The sequence below is a fragment of the Mesorhizobium sp. WSM4841 genome (genome assembly GCF_055811515.1).
Window position 1 is genome coordinate 105,386 of the sequence record NZ_JBVVQC010000009.1, and the last position, 21,166, is coordinate 126,551.

Annotated in this window: 24 protein-coding genes, 1 tRNA gene and 1 pseudogene; 14 read left to right on the forward strand and 12 right to left on the reverse strand. The window is 62.2% G+C overall.

Going from position 1 to position 21,166, the window contains the following annotated elements; translation table 11 throughout:
- From AC0L14_RS13435 to AC0L14_RS13455, 5 genes are all read right to left on the reverse strand, one after another.
- Positions 1-293 (reverse strand): VOC family protein (locus tag AC0L14_RS13435; protein WP_473749823.1); only part of this gene is annotated, 293 nt, incomplete at its 3' end.
- A gap of 476 nt (positions 294-769) precedes the next feature.
- Complete coding sequence (locus AC0L14_RS13440) at positions 770-976, reverse strand: hypothetical protein (protein WP_473749824.1); 207 nt, start codon at positions 974-976, stop codon at positions 770-772.
- A gap of 397 nt (positions 977-1,373) precedes the next feature.
- Positions 1,374-1,448 (reverse strand) — tRNA-Glu (locus AC0L14_RS13445).
- 90 nt (positions 1,449-1,538) lie between these two features.
- Positions 1,539-1,946 carry a VOC family protein gene (locus AC0L14_RS13450; protein WP_473636820.1) on the reverse strand — a complete coding sequence of 136 codons (408 nt, stop codon included), beginning with the start codon at positions 1,944-1,946 and terminating at the stop codon, positions 1,539-1,541.
- On the reverse strand, positions 1,943-2,335 hold the full coding sequence (locus tag AC0L14_RS13455) for a fimbrial protein (protein ID WP_473636819.1): 393 nt from the start codon (positions 2,333-2,335) through the stop codon (positions 1,943-1,945). Before AC0L14_RS13455 ends, AC0L14_RS13450 begins: the two co-directional genes overlap by 4 nt.
- A gap of 26 nt (positions 2,336-2,361) precedes the next feature.
- Between AC0L14_RS13455 and AC0L14_RS13460 the strand changes: the two genes are divergently transcribed.
- Both AC0L14_RS13460 and rpoH read left to right on the forward strand, forming a co-directional pair.
- The gene (locus tag AC0L14_RS13460) at positions 2,362-3,447 is read left to right on the forward strand and encodes an RluA family pseudouridine synthase (protein ID WP_473749827.1); all 1,086 of its coding nucleotides are present in this window, start codon (positions 2,362-2,364) and stop codon (positions 3,445-3,447) included.
- Positions 3,448-3,652: 205 nt separating this feature from the next.
- Positions 3,653-4,564, forward strand: coding sequence for an RNA polymerase sigma factor RpoH (gene rpoH / locus AC0L14_RS13465; protein ID WP_029348727.1), 912 nt, complete (start codon positions 3,653-3,655; stop codon positions 4,562-4,564).
- 104 nt (positions 4,565-4,668) lie between these two features.
- Here rpoH and AC0L14_RS13470 read toward each other — a convergent pair.
- Positions 4,669-4,758, reverse strand: a pseudogene (locus tag AC0L14_RS13470) (DUF2274 domain-containing protein); the annotation flags it as partial.
- A gap of 300 nt (positions 4,759-5,058) precedes the next feature.
- Here AC0L14_RS13470 and AC0L14_RS13475 point away from each other — a divergent pair.
- Positions 5,059-5,466: a hypothetical protein gene (locus AC0L14_RS13475; protein ID WP_473749829.1), complete on the forward strand. Its 408-nt coding sequence runs from the start codon at positions 5,059-5,061 to the stop codon at positions 5,464-5,466.
- Between the two features lie 147 nt (positions 5,467-5,613).
- Here AC0L14_RS13475 and AC0L14_RS13480 read toward each other — a convergent pair whose 3' ends face one another.
- From AC0L14_RS13480 to AC0L14_RS13495, 4 genes are all read right to left on the reverse strand, one after another.
- Positions 5,614-6,486, reverse strand: coding sequence for an MBL fold metallo-hydrolase (locus tag AC0L14_RS13480; RefSeq protein WP_473749830.1), 873 nt, complete (start codon positions 6,484-6,486; stop codon positions 5,614-5,616).
- A 148-nt stretch (positions 6,487-6,634) separates the two neighbouring features.
- Positions 6,635-7,294, reverse strand: a complete 660-nt coding sequence (locus AC0L14_RS13485; RefSeq protein ID WP_258121696.1) for a peroxiredoxin — start codon at positions 7,292-7,294, stop codon at positions 6,635-6,637.
- A 173-nt stretch (positions 7,295-7,467) separates the two neighbouring features.
- The gene (locus AC0L14_RS13490; RefSeq protein ID WP_095495292.1) at positions 7,468-7,833 is read right to left on the reverse strand and encodes a cell division protein ZapA; all 366 of its coding nucleotides are present in this window, start codon (positions 7,831-7,833) and stop codon (positions 7,468-7,470) included.
- Between the two features lie 11 nt (positions 7,834-7,844).
- Positions 7,845-8,117, reverse strand: a complete 273-nt coding sequence (locus tag AC0L14_RS13495) for a DUF4164 domain-containing protein (protein ID WP_023797069.1) — start codon at positions 8,115-8,117, stop codon at positions 7,845-7,847.
- A 305-nt stretch (positions 8,118-8,422) separates the two neighbouring features.
- Here AC0L14_RS13495 and tkt point away from each other — a divergent pair, with 305 nt between their 5' ends.
- From tkt to AC0L14_RS13530, 7 genes are all read left to right on the forward strand, one after another.
- Positions 8,423-10,414, forward strand: coding sequence for a transketolase (gene tkt, locus AC0L14_RS13500; protein ID WP_473749833.1), 1,992 nt, complete (start codon positions 8,423-8,425; stop codon positions 10,412-10,414).
- Between the two features lie 154 nt (positions 10,415-10,568).
- Entirely contained in the window at positions 10,569-11,579 is a 1,011-nt protein-coding gene (gap, locus tag AC0L14_RS13505; protein ID WP_127208478.1) for a type I glyceraldehyde-3-phosphate dehydrogenase, read from the forward strand.
- A gap of 252 nt (positions 11,580-11,831) precedes the next feature.
- Positions 11,832-13,721, forward strand: coding sequence for a potassium/proton antiporter (locus AC0L14_RS13510; protein WP_473749835.1), 1,890 nt, complete (start codon positions 11,832-11,834; stop codon positions 13,719-13,721).
- 109 nt (positions 13,722-13,830) lie between these two features.
- Complete coding sequence (locus AC0L14_RS13515; RefSeq protein ID WP_473749836.1) at positions 13,831-15,027, forward strand: phosphoglycerate kinase; 1,197 nt, start codon at positions 13,831-13,833, stop codon at positions 15,025-15,027.
- A 129-nt stretch (positions 15,028-15,156) separates the two neighbouring features.
- Positions 15,157-16,182, forward strand: coding sequence for a class I fructose-bisphosphate aldolase (locus AC0L14_RS13520; RefSeq protein ID WP_473749838.1), 1,026 nt, complete (start codon positions 15,157-15,159; stop codon positions 16,180-16,182).
- A gap of 128 nt (positions 16,183-16,310) precedes the next feature.
- Positions 16,311-17,051 (forward strand): DUF899 domain-containing protein, encoded by a 741-nt coding sequence (locus AC0L14_RS13525; RefSeq protein ID WP_473749839.1) that lies wholly within the window; start codon positions 16,311-16,313, stop codon positions 17,049-17,051.
- 99 nt (positions 17,052-17,150) lie between these two features.
- Positions 17,151-17,882: an SGNH/GDSL hydrolase family protein gene (locus AC0L14_RS13530; RefSeq protein WP_123150201.1), complete on the forward strand. Its 732-nt coding sequence runs from the start codon at positions 17,151-17,153 to the stop codon at positions 17,880-17,882.
- A 116-nt stretch (positions 17,883-17,998) separates the two neighbouring features.
- On the opposite strand, the gene AC0L14_RS13535 is transcribed toward AC0L14_RS13530, so the two are convergent.
- A complete protein-coding gene (locus AC0L14_RS13535) occupies positions 17,999-18,181 on the reverse strand; it encodes a hypothetical protein (protein WP_473749907.1) in 183 nt (60 codons plus the stop codon).
- A 45-nt stretch (positions 18,182-18,226) separates the two neighbouring features.
- A complete protein-coding gene (locus AC0L14_RS13540) occupies positions 18,227-19,180 on the reverse strand; it encodes a ring-cleaving dioxygenase (RefSeq protein ID WP_473486949.1) in 954 nt (317 codons plus the stop codon).
- A gap of 266 nt (positions 19,181-19,446) precedes the next feature.
- On the opposite strand from AC0L14_RS13540, the gene AC0L14_RS13545 reads away from it, so the two are divergent.
- The 4 genes from AC0L14_RS13545 (at position 19,447) to AC0L14_RS13560 (ending at position 21,148) form a co-directional block, all read left to right on the forward strand.
- Positions 19,447-19,614, forward strand: coding sequence for a hypothetical protein (locus AC0L14_RS13545; protein ID WP_095495301.1), 168 nt, complete (start codon positions 19,447-19,449; stop codon positions 19,612-19,614).
- An 84-nt stretch (positions 19,615-19,698) separates the two neighbouring features.
- Positions 19,699-20,301: a DJ-1/PfpI family protein gene (locus AC0L14_RS13550; RefSeq protein ID WP_473486950.1), complete on the forward strand. Its 603-nt coding sequence runs from the start codon at positions 19,699-19,701 to the stop codon at positions 20,299-20,301.
- Positions 20,302-20,364: 63 nt separating this feature from the next.
- A complete protein-coding gene (locus AC0L14_RS13555; protein ID WP_473486951.1) occupies positions 20,365-20,730 on the forward strand; it encodes a VOC family protein in 366 nt (121 codons plus the stop codon).
- A gap of 7 nt (positions 20,731-20,737) precedes the next feature.
- Positions 20,738-21,148 (forward strand): hypothetical protein, encoded by a 411-nt coding sequence (locus tag AC0L14_RS13560; protein ID WP_473525622.1) that lies wholly within the window; start codon positions 20,738-20,740, stop codon positions 21,146-21,148.
- The last annotated feature ends 18 nt before the right edge of the window (positions 21,149-21,166 follow it).

Consider the following 21,166-nt stretch of genomic DNA (forward strand, 5'->3'; position numbering starts at 1 on the left):
CCAACGGCGTGCTGGACGGGCACGCGCGACACCGCAAAGGCTATATGATGGCGGCAGCCTGTAGCGGTCGGCGGGCGCCGCTGGCCGGGCGCACGGCTCTCGTCGGTGAAGATGGTGATCAGCCGGCCGTCGCCGGGATCGAAATAGAGGTGGCTTTCGCTCGCCTTGTCGAGATTGGGCTGCTCGAAGATAAAAGGCATGCCAAGCACGCCTTCCCAGAAATCGATCGAAGTCTGGCGCCCGGCGCCGACCAGCGTGATGTGATGAACGCCCTGCGATTGCAGTTTCTGCATTGGCCCTCTCCCAAGGTTTCCCCTCTCTATGCCGAACGGGTTCGACGTCGCATCCACCGCGCTCTATTGGCACCGGATATGCTCGGCCGGCCCACAGGCTTGATGAGGCGATGCTAATTCAATCGGCCGCGCTGCGCCAGAAGCGGCGAATGGCCACTGCCGACTTGCGGGAAGTCAGCGGCGACCCTGGCCGGGCACCCGCGTAAGCACCTAAGGGGCGAGCAAGACCTTCGTCACGCCTCGTTGTAGGATTTCTGGGAAGAGGATTGATCCGCCGACAGGCTGGAGAGGCCACAGCCGCCACGCAATGGCGAAGCGGAGCACTTGTTTCGGAAGACTCCTCAAACCTTCGGCTTTGCAAGCGTATTACTTGGATGCATGCGAAATCCCCTTCGTTATGAGCCCTAACCTCGCACAAAGGGGGGCGGTTTGCTACGGTCCGCGTCCCCAATTGATGGAGGCCCCATGGGTAGGCCCTACGCCCCGTCCTTCACCCGATGGTAGGCCATATTTCCCAACCAGATGGCTACACCGGTGCCGATTGGACCGACCCACCAGGCGTCGTGGCCGTATATCGAAAATAGCGCGACGATAAGGCTGACGGTAATGGCAACAAATCCCGCCGCGCCGAGGGCTACTGCTACTCGACCCGTTGTGGGCCGGGTCGGTTTATCTGCTGCCATATTGGTTTTTCCAGGTTCGCCCAAAACGCGCGCTGCACTCTTCGTGGCAGAGAGGATGCCGCAATTGCGGTAAGCGGGCAACGTGCTTTCAGTGTGACCGCGGCAGCACCGGCCCGGTCGTTCCCCAGGGCACCCAAGGAGCGGTCTTTCCGGTGACTTCCTTCACCGTCTGCAAGAGCGTTTGATTGAGCGCCACCAATGCCCTGTGATGATCGCTGCTAGGCGATATAGTCAACTGACTACGGTCCATCTGTGCGACTCGCTGACACGTGCTGGAAAGAATCGGCGCTATGACAAATCTACATGGGAAAGAGCGCCAACTACCAGGTTCTGGAAAAATCGAATTCCGCAAACGTTGGATAAAAAACTTGTCGGCCAGCTAAGTGCTTGAAATTCTTGGTACGCCCAAGGGGAATCGAACCCCTGTTCCCGCCGTGAGAGGGCGGTGTCCTGACCGCTAGACGATGGGCGCGTTCAAGAACCGGCGATATAGGCTGACGGCTGGGAAAAAGCAACTGGGCTTCGGACAGTCGATGGTGCCGGGAAACTATCCGTTGCAATCCTATCGTTTTGGTTCGATCAGGTCCCAGAGATTTCCGTGGAGATCGGCGAAAACCGCCACCGTGCCATAGGCCTCGTGGTGGGGCGCCTCTCGGAATTCGACGCCCTTTGCGAGCATTGCCGCATGGTCGCGGACAAAATCGTCGGTTTCAAGAAACAAAAAGACGCGGCCGCCGGTCTGGTTGCCGATGCTATCCCTTTGCGCATCATCGGCCGCTTCGGCCAGCAGCAGCCTCGCGCCTTGTCCGTTGGCCGGCGCCACCGTGACCCAGCGCTTGCCACCGCCAAGATCGACGTCCTCGATGAGCAGAAAGCCCAGCCTGTCGACATACCAGGCGATCGCCTCATCGTAATTCGCGACGACAAGAGTGACGGTCGCGACGCGGCGATTTTCGGCGAAACCAGTCATTTGTTGCGGATCGAAAAGCGACCGATGATACGGCGCTCAGTGATGTCGTAGACAAAAATGGCACGGCTGCCGTCGGCAAGCTCCGCATCGATGGAGACGCGGTTGCCGGCAAGCGACTGGCTGATGACCTTGGCGCCGACCGGCAGCACGATGTCGCCGGTCAGCGGCTCGCCTGATGGCGCTTGGATGTCGTCGGCAAGTGATGGATTATTGGGCGGCGAGCTGGCCGGCGGCGCGGTGCGCGTTTTGTAGACAAGGGCTGCGATCACCACCATAAGGGCGATGAACAGCAGGCCGAGATTGATGGCGACGAAGCGGACGAGCTTCTTGCGCACCTTTTCAACTTCGGGGTCGAGCGGCTTTTCCTCGTCTTCGTCGGCAGCAGCCATGGCAAAACATTCCGGAACGATTTTCTATGAGCGCTCATAACGAAGAGGCCCCCATATTGATAGAGGATGGATTAATGGAGGGCGGATCGCCAGACGGGGGACCGCCAAACGGGGGATCGGTCGTGCTGGAAGCCGGTCCCGATGCGGCCGGCCAGCGCCTCGACCAATGGCTGGCGGGCAAGCTCGGTCCGGACATGTCGCGCAGCCGGGTGCAGATGCTGATCAGACAGGGCGCGGTCAAGGTCGGCGGCCAGCCGGTCAACGAGACGAAGCGCAAGATGGCGGCCGGTGACCGCGTGTCGGTCGACATGCCGGAGCCGGAGCCGGCGGAGCCGCAAGGCGAGAACATCGCGCTCGACGTCCTCTATGAAGACAACGAATTGATCGTCATCAACAAGCCGCCGGGGCTGGTCGTCCATCCCGGCGCCGGCAACTGGACCGGCACGCTGGTCAACGCGCTGATCCACCATTGCGGCGACAGTCTTTCCGGCATCGGCGGTGTGCGGCGGCCGGGCATCGTCCATCGCCTGGACAAGGAGACCAGCGGCGTCATGGTCGTCGCCAAGACCGATCGCGCCCACAAGTCGTTGTCGGAGGCCTTTGCCGACCATGGCCTGACCGGCGATCTCAAACGCGCCTATCTTGCGCTGGTCTGGGGCATACCGACGAGACCGACAGGCACGGTCGACGAGCCGCTCGGCCGCGCCGCCGACCGCGTGCGCCGTGCCGTGGTGCCGGAGGACCGCGACGATGCCCGCCACGCTGTCACCCATTTCACCGTGGTCGAGCGCTTCGGCGAGCTGCAAAAGGAATTTGCCACGGCAAGCCTGGTCGAATGCCGACTCGAGACCGGCCGCACCCATCAGATCCGCGTCCACATGGCTCATATCGGCCATCCGGTCGTCGGCGATCCCGATTATGGCCAGGCGTTTCGCACCAAGGCGAACCGGCTGCCCGAGCCGCTGAAAGGCCGGGTGAAGGCATTTCCGCGACAGGCATTGCACGCCCGCCTCCTTGAATTTCGGCATCCGACCACCCATTTAACGATGAGGTTCGAGGCGCCGGTACCGAGGGATATGGAGGAACTCGTGGACGGCTTTCGCAAACTCTGAACCACCTTCCATCCACTCAAAACCTGATCGGCAAAAACCTGACCGGCGTTGTTCACTTTAACGTGACACACTGTTTCGTGTTGAACCAATGCTGTCCTTTCTGGTTTTGTTCCTATATACACCGGTTGTCGCGACGAGCCTTTGGCGTCGCGACGTATGTCCGCCGCGTTTCGGGGGCACCACTCCAAGAGAGAGGGGCGCTATCATGGCCCAATCATTACCCAGTATCGTTTCCGGCGAAGGCGGCCTCAGCCGCTACCTGGAAGAAATCCGTCGCTTTCCGATGCTTCAGCCGCAGGAAGAGTACATGCTCGCCAAGCGTTACGCCGAGCATGAGGACACCACGGCTGCGCACAAGCTCGTCACCAGCCATCTGCGGCTCGTCGCCAAGATCGCCATGGGCTATCGCGGCTACGGCCTGCCGATCGGCGAAGTGATCTCGGAAGGCAATGTCGGCCTGATGCAGGCCGTCAAGAAATTCGAACCGGAGCGCGGCTTCCGGCTCGCCACCTATGCCATGTGGTGGATCAAGGCCTCGATCCAGGAATACATCCTGCGCTCGTGGAGCCTGGTCAAGATGGGCACAACCGCCAACCAGAAGCGTCTGTTCTTCAACCTGCGCAAGGTGAAGGGCAAGATCCAGGCGCTCGACGACGGCGATTTGAAGCCCGACCAGATCACCGAGATCGCCACCCGCCTCAACGTGTCCGAAGCGGAGGTGGTGTCGATGAACCGCCGCCTGTCGGGCGACGCCTCGCTCAACGCACCGATCCGGGCGAGCGAAGGTGAATCAGGTGAATGGCAGGACTGGCTGGTCGACGACCACGAAAGCCAGGAAGAAGCGCTGATCGAGCAGGACGAGCTGGAAAACCGGCGCGGTATGCTGTCGGGCGCTCTGGCCGTGCTCAACGAGCGCGAGCGGCGCATCTTCGAGGCGCGCCGCCTGGCCGAGGAGCCGCTGACGCTGGAAGAGCTGTCGGCCGAGTTCGACATCAGCCGCGAGCGCGTGCGCCAGATCGAGGTGCGCGCCTTCGAGAAGGTGCAGGACGCGGTCAAGGCCGCGGCCAAGCGCCAGATGCAGGCCCTGCGCACCATCGAGGCGCAGCCGGCGGCGTAAAGCTTCCGACGGCAACAAATAACGGCGGCGTCAGGCAACTGGCGCCGCCTTTTTTATTGGTCCTCGGACTGCCAGAGGAACTGTCGCTTGGTGTCATATTCTAGCTAGGGTTGCCGGTTCCGCCGCACCTTCGCGAACGCCCGATCCGTCGCCATAAACCACTCAATCATCGGTGTGATCAGCCTGGCCGGCTCATAGCGGCATTATAGCAATTTTCCCCAAGCCCTGGAAACCGCAACGCTGCAAATTGTGGCGGCAATGTTCCGGCGCCGACACGGCTTCCGTCGCGAAATTTCACAAAGGTGGCGCTTGCGGCAAGCGGGCACGACAATGGGCCGCCGGGGCTGCGCTCAGTTGAGCTCGCCTATTTGGAAACCAAAGGCAGTATGACGATGACGATTTCTCCGTTTCTAACCGCTCTCGGATCCGAAGGTCCCCCAGCCGACCGAGCGAAAGACATGGACCTGTATGGATGGCTAATTGGAAGCTGGGAAATGGACACGGTCCACTACCTCGACGACGGCACAATCCAGAAGTGGAATGGAGAATGCCATTTTGGCTGGGTGCTCGAAGGCCGCGCGATTCAGGACGTCTGGATCAGGCCCAAGCGCCCTGCGCCGTCCACGATGTATGGCACGACTTTGCGCATCTTCGATCCTGGGATCGATGGCTGGCACATCATATGGAACGACCCGCTCAACCGAGATCACTCGCGCCAGATCGGGCGGGCCGAGGGTAAGGACATTGTCCAACTCGGCACTGACTCGCGCGGTCTGAAAACTCGATGGCGTTTCACTGAGATCACTGCCGACAGCTTCTATTGGATCGGCGAGGAAAGATCGTCCGAGAGCGACCCTTGGCAAATCACGTATGAACATTTAGTCCGCCGAACAAAACTCTGAAGCTAGACTAGCTGGCGTCTGCGCTGCCCCTCATCCGGCTGCCGCCACCTTCTCCCCGTATAGTGACCGTATAGTGACGGGGAGAAGAGGCAGATCGCACCGCGCGCTGACTTCCCGGAATGCGTAGTGCCGTCTGCCAACGACTCATCAAAGGCAATCCAACGGAAACTTCAGATAGCGGCGGCCGTTGGATTCCGGTTCCGGCAGCCGCCCGCCGTTCATGTTGACCTGCAGCGCATGCAGGATCAGCCTCGGCATCGGCAGCGTCCTGTCGCGCGCCTCGCGCAATGCCACGAAATCGGCCTCTGTCCTGCAGGCGGCAGCATGGGTGTTCTTGGATTTCTGTTCCGCGACCGTGCTCTCCCACAAGGGTTCGCGTCCTCCCGTCTGGTAGTCATGACCGACGAACAGACGTGTCTCGTCCGGCAGCGCGAGGATATCCTGGATCGAGCGCCAGAGTTGCGCCGCACTGCCGCCGGGAAAGTCCGCTCTCGCCGTGCCGCTGTCCGGCATGAACAGCGTATCATGGATGAAAGCGGCGTCGCCGATCACATAGGTGATCGAGGCCAGCGTGTGGCCGGGTGAAAAAAGCACCTTTGCCGGAATGCCGCCGACCGAAAAGGTCTCGCCATCGGCAAACAGCCTGTTCCACTGGGATCCGTCGGCAGGAAAATCCGGCCAGTTGTAGATCGCCTTCCACAATTTCTGGACGCCGACGACCTTCTCGCCGATCGCGGTGGGCGCTCCTGTCTTCGTGCTGAGATAGTGGGCCGCCGAGAAATGGTCCGCATGCGGGTGCGTGTCGAGGATCCACTCGACCTCCAGCCCGTTTTCCCTGATGAAATCGAGCAGAGCGTCGGCATTTTTCGTCGCCGTGGCGCCGGACTTCTCGTCGAAATCGAGGACCGGATCGATGATTGCGCATCGTCGCGTCTGCGGGTCGGCGACGACATACTGGATGGACCCGCTCGGCTTGTCGTAAAAGCCTGCCACCTGCAGCTTAGCCGATGTTGCGTCCAATCCCGGCTCCCTCAACTCCCACCCGGCAGGAATGGTTTTCCCTGCCGGGGTAAAAGAAGAGCATGGTCATTCGCCAGCGCCACGCCGTCAAGCACCGCATGCTTCGCCGAAGCAAAAGGTCGAAAATCCTTCCGTGCCGCCTGGCCGCTCAGGCGGAGGGCTGCTTGGTCTTCCGGAGATACGGCAGGATCGTCTCGTAGGCGCCGAAACGCTTGATCGCGTCCTCATTGGAAACAGCGGCGGTGATGATGACGTCTTCGCCCTGCTTCCAGTTCGCCGGCGTCGCCACCTGGTGCTTGGCGGTTAACTGTATGGAATCGATCGCGCGCAGGATCTCATCGAAGTTGCGGCCGGTGGTCATCGGATAGGTGAGAACCAGCTTGATCTTCTTGTCGGGGCCGATGACGTAGACCGAACGCACCGTGGCATTGTCGGCAGGCGTGCGCCCTTCCGAGGTTTCGCCGGCACCCGCCGGCAGCATTTCGTAAAGCTTGGCGACCTTGAGGTCCTTGTCGCCGATCAGCGGATAGTTCACCGATTGGCCGGTCGCCTTCTTGATATCATCCTGCCATTTGCCATGGCTTTCGACCGGGTCGACGGAAATGCCGATGATCTTGACGTTGCGCTTCTTGAACTCGCCTTCCAGGCCGGCCATCGTGCCGAGTTCGGTCGTGCAGACCGGCGTGAAATTCTTCGGATGGCTGAAAAGCACCGCCCAGCCGTCACCGATCCAGTCGTGGAAGCTGATCGTCCCTTGCGTGGTTTCGGCCGTGAAATCCGGCGCGGTATCGTTGATACGGAGGCTCATGACGTGTCCCTACCCTGTGAGTGCAGATTGCAGCCGGCATTGACCGGCGCTGCTTTTGCCTTTCTACCACTCCGGCGTCATCCTTCAAACGCCTGTTGCGCCGGCATCAAGGCCGGCGGCGAAAAATTTTCATTGCTTCTCGGCAAATGCAGCAGAAATTTCGCTGCGCTGGCTCAGCCCTTGTTCACCGCCAGCGTCGTCGCCAAGTCTTCCATGCGCTGGGCGAGCGCGCCAAGCGCTTGGGTCAGCACGGAATCGTTCTTGTCGGCCTTGGTCAGCGCATCGTCACGCGTCTTGCGCAGCGTCAGCACTTCGCTTTCCATGCCCTTGACGCGTTTTTGCAATTCCGAAAGCTCGTCCATGACCATGATGCCGGCCATCACCGTCAGCCGCTGGTCGCCGATCTCGCCGAACGAATCCTTCAGATGCGAGACATAGCGGTCGAAGCGCTCGGCAAGGTCGATCAGATGCTCTTCCTGGCCCTCGTCGCAAGCCATGCGATACTGCTTGCCGTCGATGGAAACCGTGACTTGTGCCATTGGGCCAGCCCCTATCTGTCCAACACGGCGCGGATGGTTTCCATGGCGGTCACCAGCCGACGCGACACTTCCTTGTTGGCGTCTTCCAGCCGTTCGGCGCGCGCTTCGGAATTGTCGAGTTCCTGCGCCAGCCGCGAGCGGTCGGCGTTCATGCGCTGCACCTCCGCCTCGGCTTCCGTATAGTCGCGCTCGTGCTCGAGCTTGGCCGCGACGGCATTTTCCAGCCCTTCGATGGCCTTACCCAGCCTGGCGATGACTTCCTTGAGTGTCGTTTCCCCGGTCATGGCTTTCGTCCTGCGCCCTGCCCGTCACCGAATCATCCACGTTCAGAACGCGTTATGTCTGAAACATTACCCGCCGTGTGAAGGTGACGTCAACAAAGCTCTCGCGACTGTCCCCTGCTAACGCTAATGTAGAGCCGCCAAAGCCCTTCTGGGGCCATCACAAGACCGGCAAAAGCGCCGGTTTATTGACTAACAAGATCGGCAAAAGCGCGCCGGTTTGTTGACTAAAAAGCCGCGCCTGCTATGTGTCGCGCACCCTTTTCCAGGGCTCTCCCAAGGCCCCAAACCCCCACACTGGAGGAAGCATGACCTCGCGTGAACGACATGACCGGATGGCCAATGCGATCCGTTTTCTTTCCATGGACGCCGTCGAGAAGGCCCAGTCCGGCCACCCCGGCCTGCCCATGGGCTGCGCCGACATTGCCACGGTGCTGTTCACGCGGTTCCTGAAATACGATGCGAAGAGCCCGCATTGGCCCGATCGCGACCGTTTCATCCTGTCGGCCGGCCACGGTTCGATGCTGCTTTATTCGCTGCTTTATCTGACCGGCTACGAGGATATCACTCTCGACCAGATCAAGCATTTTCGGCAAGTGGGGTCGAGGACGGCAGGCCATCCCGAATATGGCCATGCCGCCGGCATCGAGACGACGACCGGCCCGCTCGGCCAGGGCCTTGCCAATTCGGTTGGCTTCGCACTCGGCGAGCGCATCATGAATGCCGCCTTCGGCAATGACCTCGTCGACCACTACACCTATGTGCTGGCCGGCGACGGCTGCCTGATGGAAGGCGTCTCGCAGGAGGCCATCGCACTTGCCGGACATCTCAAGCTGAACAAGCTGATCGTCTTTTGGGACAACAACAACATCTCGATCGACGGCCCGGTGTCGCTGGCCGACAACACCGATCAGGTTGCCCGCTTCCAGGCATCCGGCTGGAACGCCAGCCACATCGACGGCCAGGATCCGGAAGCGATCGCCTATGCCATCGAGGCGGCCCGCCATTCCGACAAGCCGACGATGATCGCCTGCAAGACGACGATCGGCTTCGGCGCGCCGACCAAGGCCGGCACCAACAAGGCACACGGTTCGCCGCTCGGCGCTGAGGAAATCGCCGGCGCGAGAAAATTCTTCGGTTGGGATTATCCGCCTTTCGAGCTTCCTGCCGATATCCTCGATGCCTGGCGCGACGCCGGCAAGACGGGCATCAAGGCACGCACCGACTGGGAAGGCCGCCTTGCCAAGGCCGACGCCCAATTGCGCAGCGAATTCGAGCGTCGCATCAGTGGCGAGCTGCCGGCGAATTTCGACGCCGTCATCACTGATTACAAGAAGAAGCTCGCCGCTGACAAACCGAAGGTCGCCACCCGCAAATCGTCGGAAATGGCGCTCGAAATCATCAACGGCGCGGTGCCGGAAACCATCGGCGGCTCAGCCGACCTGACCGGCTCCAACAACACCAAGACCAGCCAGACCAAGAACATCACATCAGACGATTACGGCCAGCGCTACGTTCACTATGGCGTCCGCGAGCACGGCATGGCTGCCGCGCTCAACGGACTGACGCTGCATGGCGGCATCATCGCCTATGGCGGCACCTTCATGTGCTTTTCCGACTACGCCCGTCCGTCGATGCGGCTCGCCTCGCTGATGGGCATCCGCTCGATCTTCGTCATGACCCATGATTCCATCGGTCTCGGCGAAGACGGCCCGACCCATCAGCCGGTCGAGCATCTGGCCGCACTGCGCGCCATTCCGAACCACAATGTCTTCCGCCCGGCCGACGCGGTCGAGACCGCCGAATGCTGGCAGCTGGCCATCGAGCAGGAAAAGACGCCTTCGACGCTGGCGCTGACCCGGCAGAACCTGCCGGCGGTGCGCAACGATTTCGTTGCGGAAAACCTCAGCCGCCAGGGCGCCTATGAGCTGGCCGCCGCCAGTGGCGATGCGGCGGTGACGATCTTCGCTTCGGGTTCCGAGATCGAGATTGCGCTGGCGGCGCGCGAGGCATTGGAGAAGCACGGCCATCCGACCCGCGTCGTCTCTGTCCCCTGCTTCGAATTGTTCGACAAGCAGAGCGCCGACTATCGCAACAAGACGATCGGCAACGCGCCGATCAAGATCGCCATCGAAGCCGGCATCCGCCAGGGCTGGGATCATTTCATCGGCACCGACGGCATCTTCATCGGCATGACCGGCTTCGGCGCGTCTGGCACGATCGAACAGCTCTATCCGCATTTCGGCATCACCGCGGAAGCGACGGTGAAGGCGGCGGAAGCCCGCCTGCACGGCGAGTAAAGCCAGACACCCGCGAGACCGCGCATAGCGGTTTTGCGGGCAGCCTCCGTCTGGTGGACTTAAATCCAACCCATCGACGGCTGGATTCTTTGACAGCCCGCCGTTATGAAGCTGCGGACTTGATCTTCGGCCTCCAACTCCCAGGGAGAGAAAAATGACCGTCAGAGTTGCCATCAACGGATTCGGCCGCATCGGCCGCAACATCCTGCGCGCCATCCACGAATCCGGCCGCAAGGACATCGACGTCGTCGCCGTCAACGACCTCGGCCCGGTCGAGACCAACGCGCATCTGCTGCGCTTCGACAGCGTGCATGGCCGCTTCCCGCATGAAGTGACGGTTGACGGTGACCAGATCACCGTCGGCACCGAAAAATTCAAGGTCACCGCGATCAAGGACCCGACGCAGTTGCCGTGGAAGGAGCTCGGCATCGACATCGCGCTCGAATGCACCGGCATCTTCACCGCCCGCGACAAGGCCGCGGCGCATCTGACCGCCGGCGCCAAGCGCGTCCTCGTCTCGGCGCCTGCGGAGGGCGCCGATCTCACCGTCGTTTATGGCATCAACCATGACAAGCTGACCAAGGACCACATCGTCATCTCGAACGCCTCCTGCACCACCAACTGCCTAGCGCCGCTGGCAGCCGTGCTGCATGAGGCCGTCGGCATCGAGAAGGGCATGATGACGACGATCCACTCCTACACCGGCGACCAGCCGACGCTGGACACCATGCATAAGGATCTCTACCGCGCCCGCGCCGCGGCCCTGTCGCAGATCCCGACCTCGACCGGCGCGGCCAAGGCGATCGGCCTGGTGCTGCCCGACCTCAAGGGCAAGCTCGACGGCATCTCCATCCGCGTACCGACGCCGAACGTCTCGGTCGTCGATTTCAAGTTCATCGCCAAGCGGCCGACGACCGTACAGGAGATCAACGAGGCGGTGATCGCCGCCTCCAACGGCAAGCTGAAGGGCATTCTCGCCGTCACCCATCACCCGAACGTATCGATCGACTTCAACCACGATCCGCATTCCTCGATCATGGCGCTCGACCAGACCAAGGTCATGGACGGCAACTTCGTTTCGGTGCTGTCCTGGTACGACAATGAATGGGGTTTTTCCAACCGCATGGCCGACACCGCCGTCGCGTTCGGCAAGACCATCGCCTGACCGCAGAACCATCTTATTGCGACTTGAAAACGCCCGGCTCTGTCCGGGCGTTTTCATGAGAGCGCCCAGCGCCCTTTTGGATGCGCAAACGGCGCTCTGACGGTTTGATTGGCAAGACCGCGCCTTGAGCGCCAAAACACTCAAAAATCAGCGGCATAGGGAAAAAACCACCCTCCCGCCTTGCACCGGTCATGTCTTCGCCTCACTCTCTCGTAAAGCGAGAGGAACACGAATTCGAGGGGCGATTGGCGGATGGAGCATGCGATCTATCTCGTGACACTGGTCGGCGCCGCACTGGTCGTCGCCGCCGCGTTTTCGAGCCTGATCGCCTTCCGCTTCGGCGCCCCTCTCTTGCTGCTGTTTCTCTGCATTGGCCTGGCCACGGGAACCGACGGCCTCGGCATCCAGTTCGACAATGCGCGGCTGGCTTATTTTGCCGGCTCACTGGCCCTGGCGGTCATCCTGTTCGATTCCGGTTTCGGAACGCCGCTCAACGCTTTGCGGCAGGCGGCCGGACCGGCACTGTCGCTGGCGACTATCGGCGTCCTTTTGACCACTGGCCTGTTCGGCGTCGTAGCCCACTATCTGCTCGATCTCAGCTGGCTGGAATCCTTCCTGCTCGGGGCCGCTGTCGCGTCGACCGACGCGGCAGCGGTGTTCTTCCTGTTGCGCGCCGGCGAGATCAATTTGCGCGAACGCGTGCGTTCCACGCTCGAGGTGGAATCCGGCACCAATGATCCGATCGCCATCTTCCTGACCATCAGCCTGGTCGAGATCATCGCCGCCAACGCCAATCCCGAGGCCAGGGTGCTGGTTACCGACCTCGTACTCGGCTTCCTTCTCAACATGGGGCTTGGCGCCATTGTCGGCATTTTCGGCGGCCTCGCCATCGTGCGGCTTGTCGACCGGCTCAATCTCGACCACGGGCTGCTGCCGATCTTCGTGCTGACGCTGTCGCTGATGGTGTTCGCCGCTGCCGGCGCCATTGGCGGCTCCGGGTTTCTGGCGGTCTATCTTGCCGGCCTCATTGCCGGCAATTCCGACATCCGCGCCGTCACCATCCTCAAGCGCTTCCAGGACGGCATGTCGTGGCTGGCACAGATCATCATGTTCCTGATCCTCGGCCTGTTCGCGACGCCCTCGCAATTTCCGGCGATCCTGCTGCCGGCGGTGCTGCTGGGCCTGTTCCTGATATTCGTGGCACGGCCGATCGCCGTCTGGCTTTGCCTGATGCCGTTCCGTCTGCCGCGCCCGGAAGTCGCCTTCGTCTCATGGGTGGGCCTGCGTGGCGCCGTGTCGATCCTGCTCGCCATCACGCCGCTGCTTGGCGGCCTTGAGAACGGCCGCCTCATCTTCAACACCGCCTTCATCGTCGTGCTGGTGTCGCTGGTCATCCAGGGATGGACTGTCGGACCGCTGGCGCGCCGCCTCGGCCTGATCGTGCCGGCCCGCCTGGGTCCGTTGGACAAGGTCGAACTCGAATTGCCGGGCTCCGCCCATCACGAACTGCTCGCCTACCGCGTAGCACCTGGCAGCCCGGTGGCGCGCGGTGAGCGCATTCCGCGCTGGGCGCGGCCGTCGCTGGTGCTGCGTGACGGACGCTCGATGCGCTTCCAGGACATGGGCAGGCTCGCCGCCGGCGACCATGTCTACATCTTCGTGCCGGATCGCTATCCAGCCCTGCTCGACAAGCTGTTCGCCAGCCGCGCCGTGGTCGATCCCGAGGATGCGGACTTCTTCGGCGCCTTCGCCGTCGATCCGGCGCGCTCCGCCGCGGAACTGGAAGCCGCTTACGCGCCGGGCCTGACCGAGGAGGAACGCAAGCTGACCGTCGGCGACCTTGTGACGGAGCGGCTCGGCGGCCATGCCGAATATGCCGACCGCGTGCTGATTGGTCCGATCGAGCTGATCGTCCGTGACGTCGACGACAAGGGCAAGATTATTGGTCTCGGTCTTTCCCTCGAGCCGACCGCGCCGGTGGCACGGGTGCCGGTGTTCCTGAGTGCCGGCGAGATCGCCGACCGCATCGTTGCCTTTGTGCGCAATTGGCGCAAGCGGATCAAAAAGCGGAGTGCCGAGGCGCCGGCGGACGCGGAACCGTCTCCAGAGCCAGTGGTGGAAAAAGCAACCGACGGGGGCTGACGGCTTCCGACACAGGCCGTGGTCATATTTTCCGCGTAGCACCATTGCAGGTCTTGCATCGTCGTTGGTGCGGGTTAAGGTCCCGGCGTTTTTTGCGAAAGGGAACAGCATGGCCGGCTTTAAGACACTGGACGACATTGGCAATATCGATGGCAAGCGCGTGCTGGTGCGCGTCGACCTCAACGTTCCTGTCGCCGACGGCAAGGTCACCGACGCCACCCGCATCGAGCGCATCGCGCCGACCATCGCCGAGCTTTCCGGCAAGGGCGCCAAGGTCATCCTGCTTGCCCATTTCGGCCGGCCCAAGGATGGACCGTTGCCCGAATTCTCGCTTGAGCCGATCGCCAAGGCGACCGCCGAGGTGCTCGGCCGCCCTGTCGGCTTCGCGGCCGATTGCATCGGCGACGCAGCGGCGAGCGCCGTCGCCGCGATGAACAACGGCGACGTGCTGCTGCTCGAGAACACCCGCTTCTACAAGGGCGAGGAGAAGAACGACCCGGACTTCACCGAAAAGCTCGCCGCCAATGGCGACATCTTCGTCAACGACGCCTTTTCCGCTGCCCACCGCGCCCATTCGTCGACGGAAGGGCTTGCACAGCTGCTGCCGGCTTTCGCCGGCCGTACCATGCAGGCCGAACTCGATGCCCTGGAAAAGGGCCTCGGCAATCCCGCGCGCCCTGTCGTCGCGATCGTTGGCGGCGCCAAAGTCTCAAGCAAGATCGACCTGCTGATGAATCTGGTGAAGAAGGTCGACGCGCTGGTCATCGGCGGCGGCATGGCCAACACCTTCCTGGCCGCGCGGGGGACCGATGTCGGAAAGTCGCTGTGCGAGCACGACCTCGCCAACACCGCCAAGCAGATCATGATCGAGGCGGCCGAAGCCGGCTGCGCCGTCATCCTGCCGATCGACGGTGTCGTCGCCAGGGAATTCAAGGCGGGCGCCGCCAGCGAAACCGTCGCCATATCAGAGGTGCCGGCCGACGCCATGATCCTCGATGTCGGCGAAAAGACCGTGAAGACCGTTGCCGACTGGATCGACCGCGGCGCGACGCTGGTCTGGAACGGTCCGCTCGGCGCCTTCGAGATCGAGCCGTTCGACCGGGCGACGGTGGCGGCAGCCAAGCACGCCGCGGCCCGCACCAAGGCCGGCAAATTGATCTCGGTCGCCGGCGGCGGCGACACGGTGGCAGCACTCAACCATGCCGGCGTGGCCGACGACTTCACCTACGTCTCGACCGCCGGCGGCGCCTTTCTGGAATGGATGGAGGGCAAGCCGCTGCCCGGTGTCGATGTGCTGAAGCGCTGAGGCGAGAGGCGAACGAGGGCGTTTGCGCGTTTCAATCGATTCGAGTTTTCCACTCGGAATGGTTCGACTTGAACCTGCCTTGCACTAGTGGTCTGCTAGTTTGGAACAACTGTTTCAGGAGGATGCACAATGAGCGAACGTCTCGAGGACATTGCCGCCGCGATGGTGGCCGACGGCAAGGGTCTTTTGGCCGCCGACGAAAGCTCCGGCACCATCAAGAAGCGCTTCGACGTGATCGGCGTCGAATCGACCGCCGACAGCCGCCGCGACTATCGCGAGATGATGTTCCGCGCCAAGGAGGCGATGACCAGATACATTTCCGGCGTCATCCTCTATGACGAGACCATCCGCCAGAAGGCCACGGACGGCACGCCGCTCGTCGACATCATCAAGGCGACTGGTGCCATCCCAGGCATCAAGGTCGATGCCGGCGCCAAGCCTCTGGCTGGGTACCCCGGCGATACGATCACCGAAGGCCTCGACGGCTTGCGCGAGCGGCTCGCCGACTATTACAAGCTCGGCGCCCGTTTCGCCAAATGGCGTGCGGTGATCGACATCGACGTCGCCAAAGGCGTGCCTTCCGCCACGTCGATCGGCTCGAACGCCCATGCGCTCGCCCGCTATGCGGCGCTTTGCCAGGAGGCCGGCATCGTGCCGATCGTCGAGCCGGAGGTGCTGATGGACGGCGCCCATGACATCGGCACCTGCTACGAGATCAGCAAGGCAACGCTGACAAAACTCTACACCGAACTCTACGCGGCCCGCGTCGTCCTCGAAGGCACTATCCTGAAGCCGAACATGGTTCTCGCCGGCAAGAAGTCGGGCCAGACCAGCAGCCCCGAGGAAGTCGCCGAAAAGACCATAAAACTGTTCCGCGAAACGGTGCCGGCCGCGATTGGGGGCATCGCCTTTCTCTCCGGCGGGCAATCGGACGAGGAGGCGACCGCCAACCTCAATGCCATCAACGCCATCGGCCCGCATCCATGGAAGCTGACTTTCTCCTACGGCCGAGCCTTGCAGGCGGCGCCACAGAAGGCGTGGAGCGGCAAGGCGGCCAACGTCGCCGCTGCCCAGGCCGCCTTCGCCCACCGCGCCCACATGAACCATCTGGCCGCGCTTGGAAAATGGCAGCCGGAACTGGAACAGGCCGCCTGACCGGATTTTTTCTACCTCAGCCGAACCCGGGCCATCTGCCCGGGTTCCATATGCTCCCAAAAAACGCGACGGCCGTGTCGGCTCGCGTTGAACCCAAACGTCCTTAGGGCTCAAAGAGGAGCAGGATGATGCCAAACAACAAGATCGTTTCACGGGAAGACTGGTTCCAGGCACACAAGGCGCATCTGGCGCGCGAGAAGGAATTGACGCGATTTCGCGACCGCATCGCTGCCGAACGGCGGGAATTGCCTTGGTTTAAGATCCGGAAGGACTATGTCTTCGAGACCGAACAAGGGCCGAAGAAACTGGCCGAACTATTCGCCGGCGCAAGCCAGCTGATCGTCTACCACTTCATGTTCGGGCCGGGCGCCGACTACCGTTGCGAAGGGTGTTCCTTCCTCGCCGACCACATCGACGGCGCCAATCAGCACCTCAAGCACCACGATGTGTCGCTGGTCGTGATCTCGCGGGCGCCGTTGGCCGAGTTCCTGCCCTACAAACAGCGCATGGGCTGGAAATTCGACTGGGTGTCGTCCTACGCCTCGGACTTCAACTTCGACATGCAGGTTTCCTTCACCGACGAGCAGATCGCATCCGGCGACACGATCTACAATTTCGAGCAGCGGGCGCTGAAATCGAAGGACCTTCCCGGCATCAGCGTGTTCTACAGCGATGAGAACGGCGACATCTTCCTGACCTTCATGTCGCGCTCCAGGGGCGGCGATCCGCTGATCGGCGCTTATCACTATCTCGACCTGACGCCGAAGGGCCGCAACGAGACCGGTCCCCACCACAGCCTGATGGACTGGGTGCGGCTGCACGACGAATATGCAGACAGGTCCGAAATGCAGGACGCCTGTTGTCATTGACGACCGGCAGCCGACGCAAGGTCTTTCGCCTTTGGCCCGATATGCGCTAAGTGCTGCTCGCTATGCCCTTAAACGGACTTGCCCCATTAACGGTTTGCGATGCAGCGCTTTCTAGCCCTCCTCACCTGGCTCGCCTTTCCGGTCTATGTCTGGCAGGGGCTCGGCGTGCGCCGCCGCACCACTCGCATGCTGCCGGCGCAAGGTCCGGTCATGCACGAGATATCAGGCCAGGCGCCGGCGGTCTCGCTTCTGATGCTTGGCGATTCTTCCGCCGCTTCGGTCGGCATCGGCAATTCCGAGTACGGGCTGGCCGCGCAACTGGCCGAGCTGATCTCGAAACGCACTGGCCGTGCGGTGCGCTGGCGGGCAGCCGGCTTCAACTCGGCGACCTCAGGCCAGATCCGCGACCATGTGCTGCCCAATCTGTCGGCCGATCCTTGGACGCATATCGTGCTCGCCATCGGCACCAACGACACCAAGAACTTTCACTCGGTGCCACGCTTCAAGAGCGATTTTGGCGGCCTGCTCTACGCGCTGCGCGCCAAATGGCCGGAGGCGCGCGTGGTGTGGTCGCCAGTGCTGGAATTCACCCGGGCACCGGCAATGCCGCCGCTGCTCGGAAAAATCCTGGAGATCCGCGCCGCCGAGATGAACCGGATGGGCGAGCGCCTCTGCCTCGAACGCGGCGCCGTGCCGGCGCCGCGCCTGCCGATCACCGACGCCGAAGCCGGTTTTGCCTCCGACGGATTTCATGCCTCGGAAGCCGGCTACCGAGCCTGGGCGGAACATCTCGTCGACTTGGTGCTGGCCAAGGAACCACGCCTCGCATAGCGGGCCGCCAGCCCTAATGCATGTCGCGCAAAAGTGTGCAGCGGTTTTGCGAAAACGACATGCATAAAACAACAACCTAAAGCGCGTCGCGTGATGTCGGTCGAACGCGACGCGCTTTAGGTCCAATGCCCCAGCGCCGCTGTTATCGAAATCGCCGCCATCGCCAATACCGCCAGCTTCCAGAAATCGCTGCGCCGCTTCAGCCCTGGCCAGCCGAGCGGCTTGATCATCTGGATGACCATCATGGCAATGATAACGAGCGCGAGGAGTTTCGACATGCCGCCTTTGACCAGCATCACGGTCGGCTGTCAAAGCGCTCCTTTCGCTCGCTCACGAAAGCGTTGCTATGCCAGCGGCTTGAGGCCGGCCTCGATCGCAGCCCGGTTCGGTTCGAGGAACGGCGGCAAGGCCAGCCTTTCGCCCAGCGTTTCCAGCGGCTCGTCGGCCGTGAACCCGGGGCCGTCGGTGGCGATTTCGAACAATATGCCGTTTGGCTCGCGGAAATAGAGCGAGCGGAAGTAGTATCGTTCGACCTCGCCGCTCGACGGTAGGCGGAATTCAGCCAGCCGTGCGGTCCATTGATGCAAGGTCTCTTGGTCCGGCGCCCTGAATGCGACGTGGTGGACCGCACCGGCGCCTTGCCGTGCCGGCGCAAAGCCCGGCTGCACCGCGACATGAAGCTCCGCCGCCGGCCCGCCTTCTCCCATTTCGAAGACATGAACCTGACCCTCGCCGTCTGGCGAGGCATGGTCCCGCGCCTTGCGCATGTTCATCACCCTGGTCAGCACCGCTTCAGTGTTGGTGATATCGGGAACGCTGATGACGATAGGCCCGAGCCCGCGTATCTGGTGCTCGACTGGGACCGGGCTTTGAGCCCAGGGATGACTGTCGCCCTTGCCGCCATCGCTGACGAGACGCAGGCGCTGGCCTTCTGGGTCTTCTAAATCCAGCGACGGGTAGCCGCCAACATCGCCGATCTCTCCCGTCGCGACGGTCTCGCCGGCCAGGCGCTCCTTCCACCAGGCAAGGCTTTCCGGGCTGGCGACCCTCAGGCTGGTCCGCACGATGCTGTTGGTGCCGCGCCGTTCGCGTCCGACCGGCCAATCGAAGAAGGTAAGATCGGTGCCAGGCGTCGCCTCGGCGTCGGCATAGAAAAGGTGATAGGCTGACGTGTCGTCCTGATTGACCGTCTTCTTGACTAGCCGCAGCCCCAAAGTGCCAGTGTAGAAACGAAGGTTTCCCGGCGCGTTCGCGGTGATAGCGGTTAGATGGTGGATTCCCGTCAGTTGCAGGCCCATGGTCGTCTCCCTGATCTCTGGAAAATTTTTCTCCTTCAATATCAGAACGCCGTCCCTATCGCAGAAGGATTGCGAATTCCGACAGTCCGTCGCTGCAAGCTGAACGACTTAACCCGCAGAGCGACGAAAAAGCCTGCTTCTCTCGCGCAGGCGGGATCGGAATCGACAAAACCTGGCACGCTCGCCAAAGACCTCTCAGCCTCCTGACAGACTGCTGTCAGGAGGGGTGTGCGATAGTGTCTCCATCGAAAGAGAGGAGACCAGCCATGAACGGTTTTACCATTCTGCGCAGTGTGCAGCACTATGTCGGCAAGATTCGGACGATGCGCAACGAGATCCGCACCCGGCGTTTCATGAATGGGTTGCCGCAGAGCATCCGCAAGGACATCGGTTGGCCGGATAATTACGAAGGCCGCCACGGCCGCGGCAATTGAGGTGCTTTTTTCGCGGCAACGGTTGGATGCCGACGCTACAGCGCCCAGATAATAGGTCCGGCGCGCCGAAAGACGGAGCAGGAAATGTCCGAACAGAAGACCATCGGCGTCTTTTTCATCGATCGCTTCGCCGACTGGGAATACGGCTTGCTGGCGGCTTCGGCGGTCGAGTGGTTCGGTGCACGCGCGGTGTCGCTGACCCCGAACGGCAAGCCGGTGACCTCGGCATGCGGATTTGTGCTGACGCCCGACCGCTCCGCCGAGGTTGATGAAAACACCGATCTCGACGCCGTCGCGGTCATCGGCTCCGATCAGTGGGTCGATGCACCGCCTGATATCTCCGGACTGCTGACGGCAATCGCGGCGCGCCGTGGCGTGGTCGGCGGCATCTGCGCAGGCACGCTGGCACTGGCGCGCGCCGGCCTGTTCGAGAAGGCCAAACACACCAGCAATGGTCGTGACTGGATCAATGAAAAGGAACCGGGTTACCCCGGCGCCCAGAACTATCAGGACGTGCCCTATGCCGTCGCCGACGGTCGCATCGTGTCCGCGCCGGGTTCGGCGCCCGGCACTTTCGCTCTTGCCTATTTGAAGACGCTCTACCCCCAGAGAAGCGGCGACTTGGCGCAGATGCGCGCGCTGTTCGCCAAGGAGTATGCCGAAGGGGAATATGCTGAAGCCTCCTGACAGTATGGTGTCAGGAGCGGCGTGCAATAGTGCGACAGTATCAGACAGTATCAGGAGACAGACATGGCCATCATCCCTGCAAAAGCGTCGGCATGGTTCGAGATTCCCGTCACCGACATGGATCGGGCGCGCGCCTTTTATGGGTCGGTGCTTCAGAACGATCTCATCCTGGAGGAGAGCGGCCCGAACCCGCTGGCCATGTTCGCAGCGCAGGACCGAATGGCATCCGGGCACGTCTACCCCGGAAAACCCGCAGCACCGGGAACCGGCCCGACCATCCATCTGTCGGTTGCCGCACCAATCGAAGACGCCATGGAACGGGTGAGGCAGAACGGCGGTCAGGTCGTCTCGCCGGCGATCTCCATTCCGGCCGGCACATTCGCCTATTGCCTCGACCCCGACGGCAACAGCTTTGGGCTCTTCGTCTAGGTGGCGCATGGTAAAGAGCTGGAGCGACAGGCTGAATACGCCGGGCACCAACGGCATAAAGCCGTCGGCGCGCACTGTTGGCGACGTCGTCGAGGGCCAGCCGATGCTGGTGCCGACGGCACGGCAGGTCGATGATTTCATCCGCTCCATCCCAAAGGGCGTGGACATGGACGTCCGCGCATTGCGCACCGCGCTCGCCACCGAGCACGGTGCCGAAGTGACATGTCCAGTCACTATCGGCTATCATCTGCGCACTGTCGCCGAGGCCGCCAACGAGGATCTGGAGCGCAGCATGACGCTGAGCGAGATCGCGCCGTTCTGGCGGGTGCTGGATGCAAAGACGCCGACAACAGGGAAATTGTCCTTCGGTGCGGCATTCGTCGCCGCGCAGCGCAAGCGCGAAGGGCTGGAATCATAAACACCGAGGGACCATACG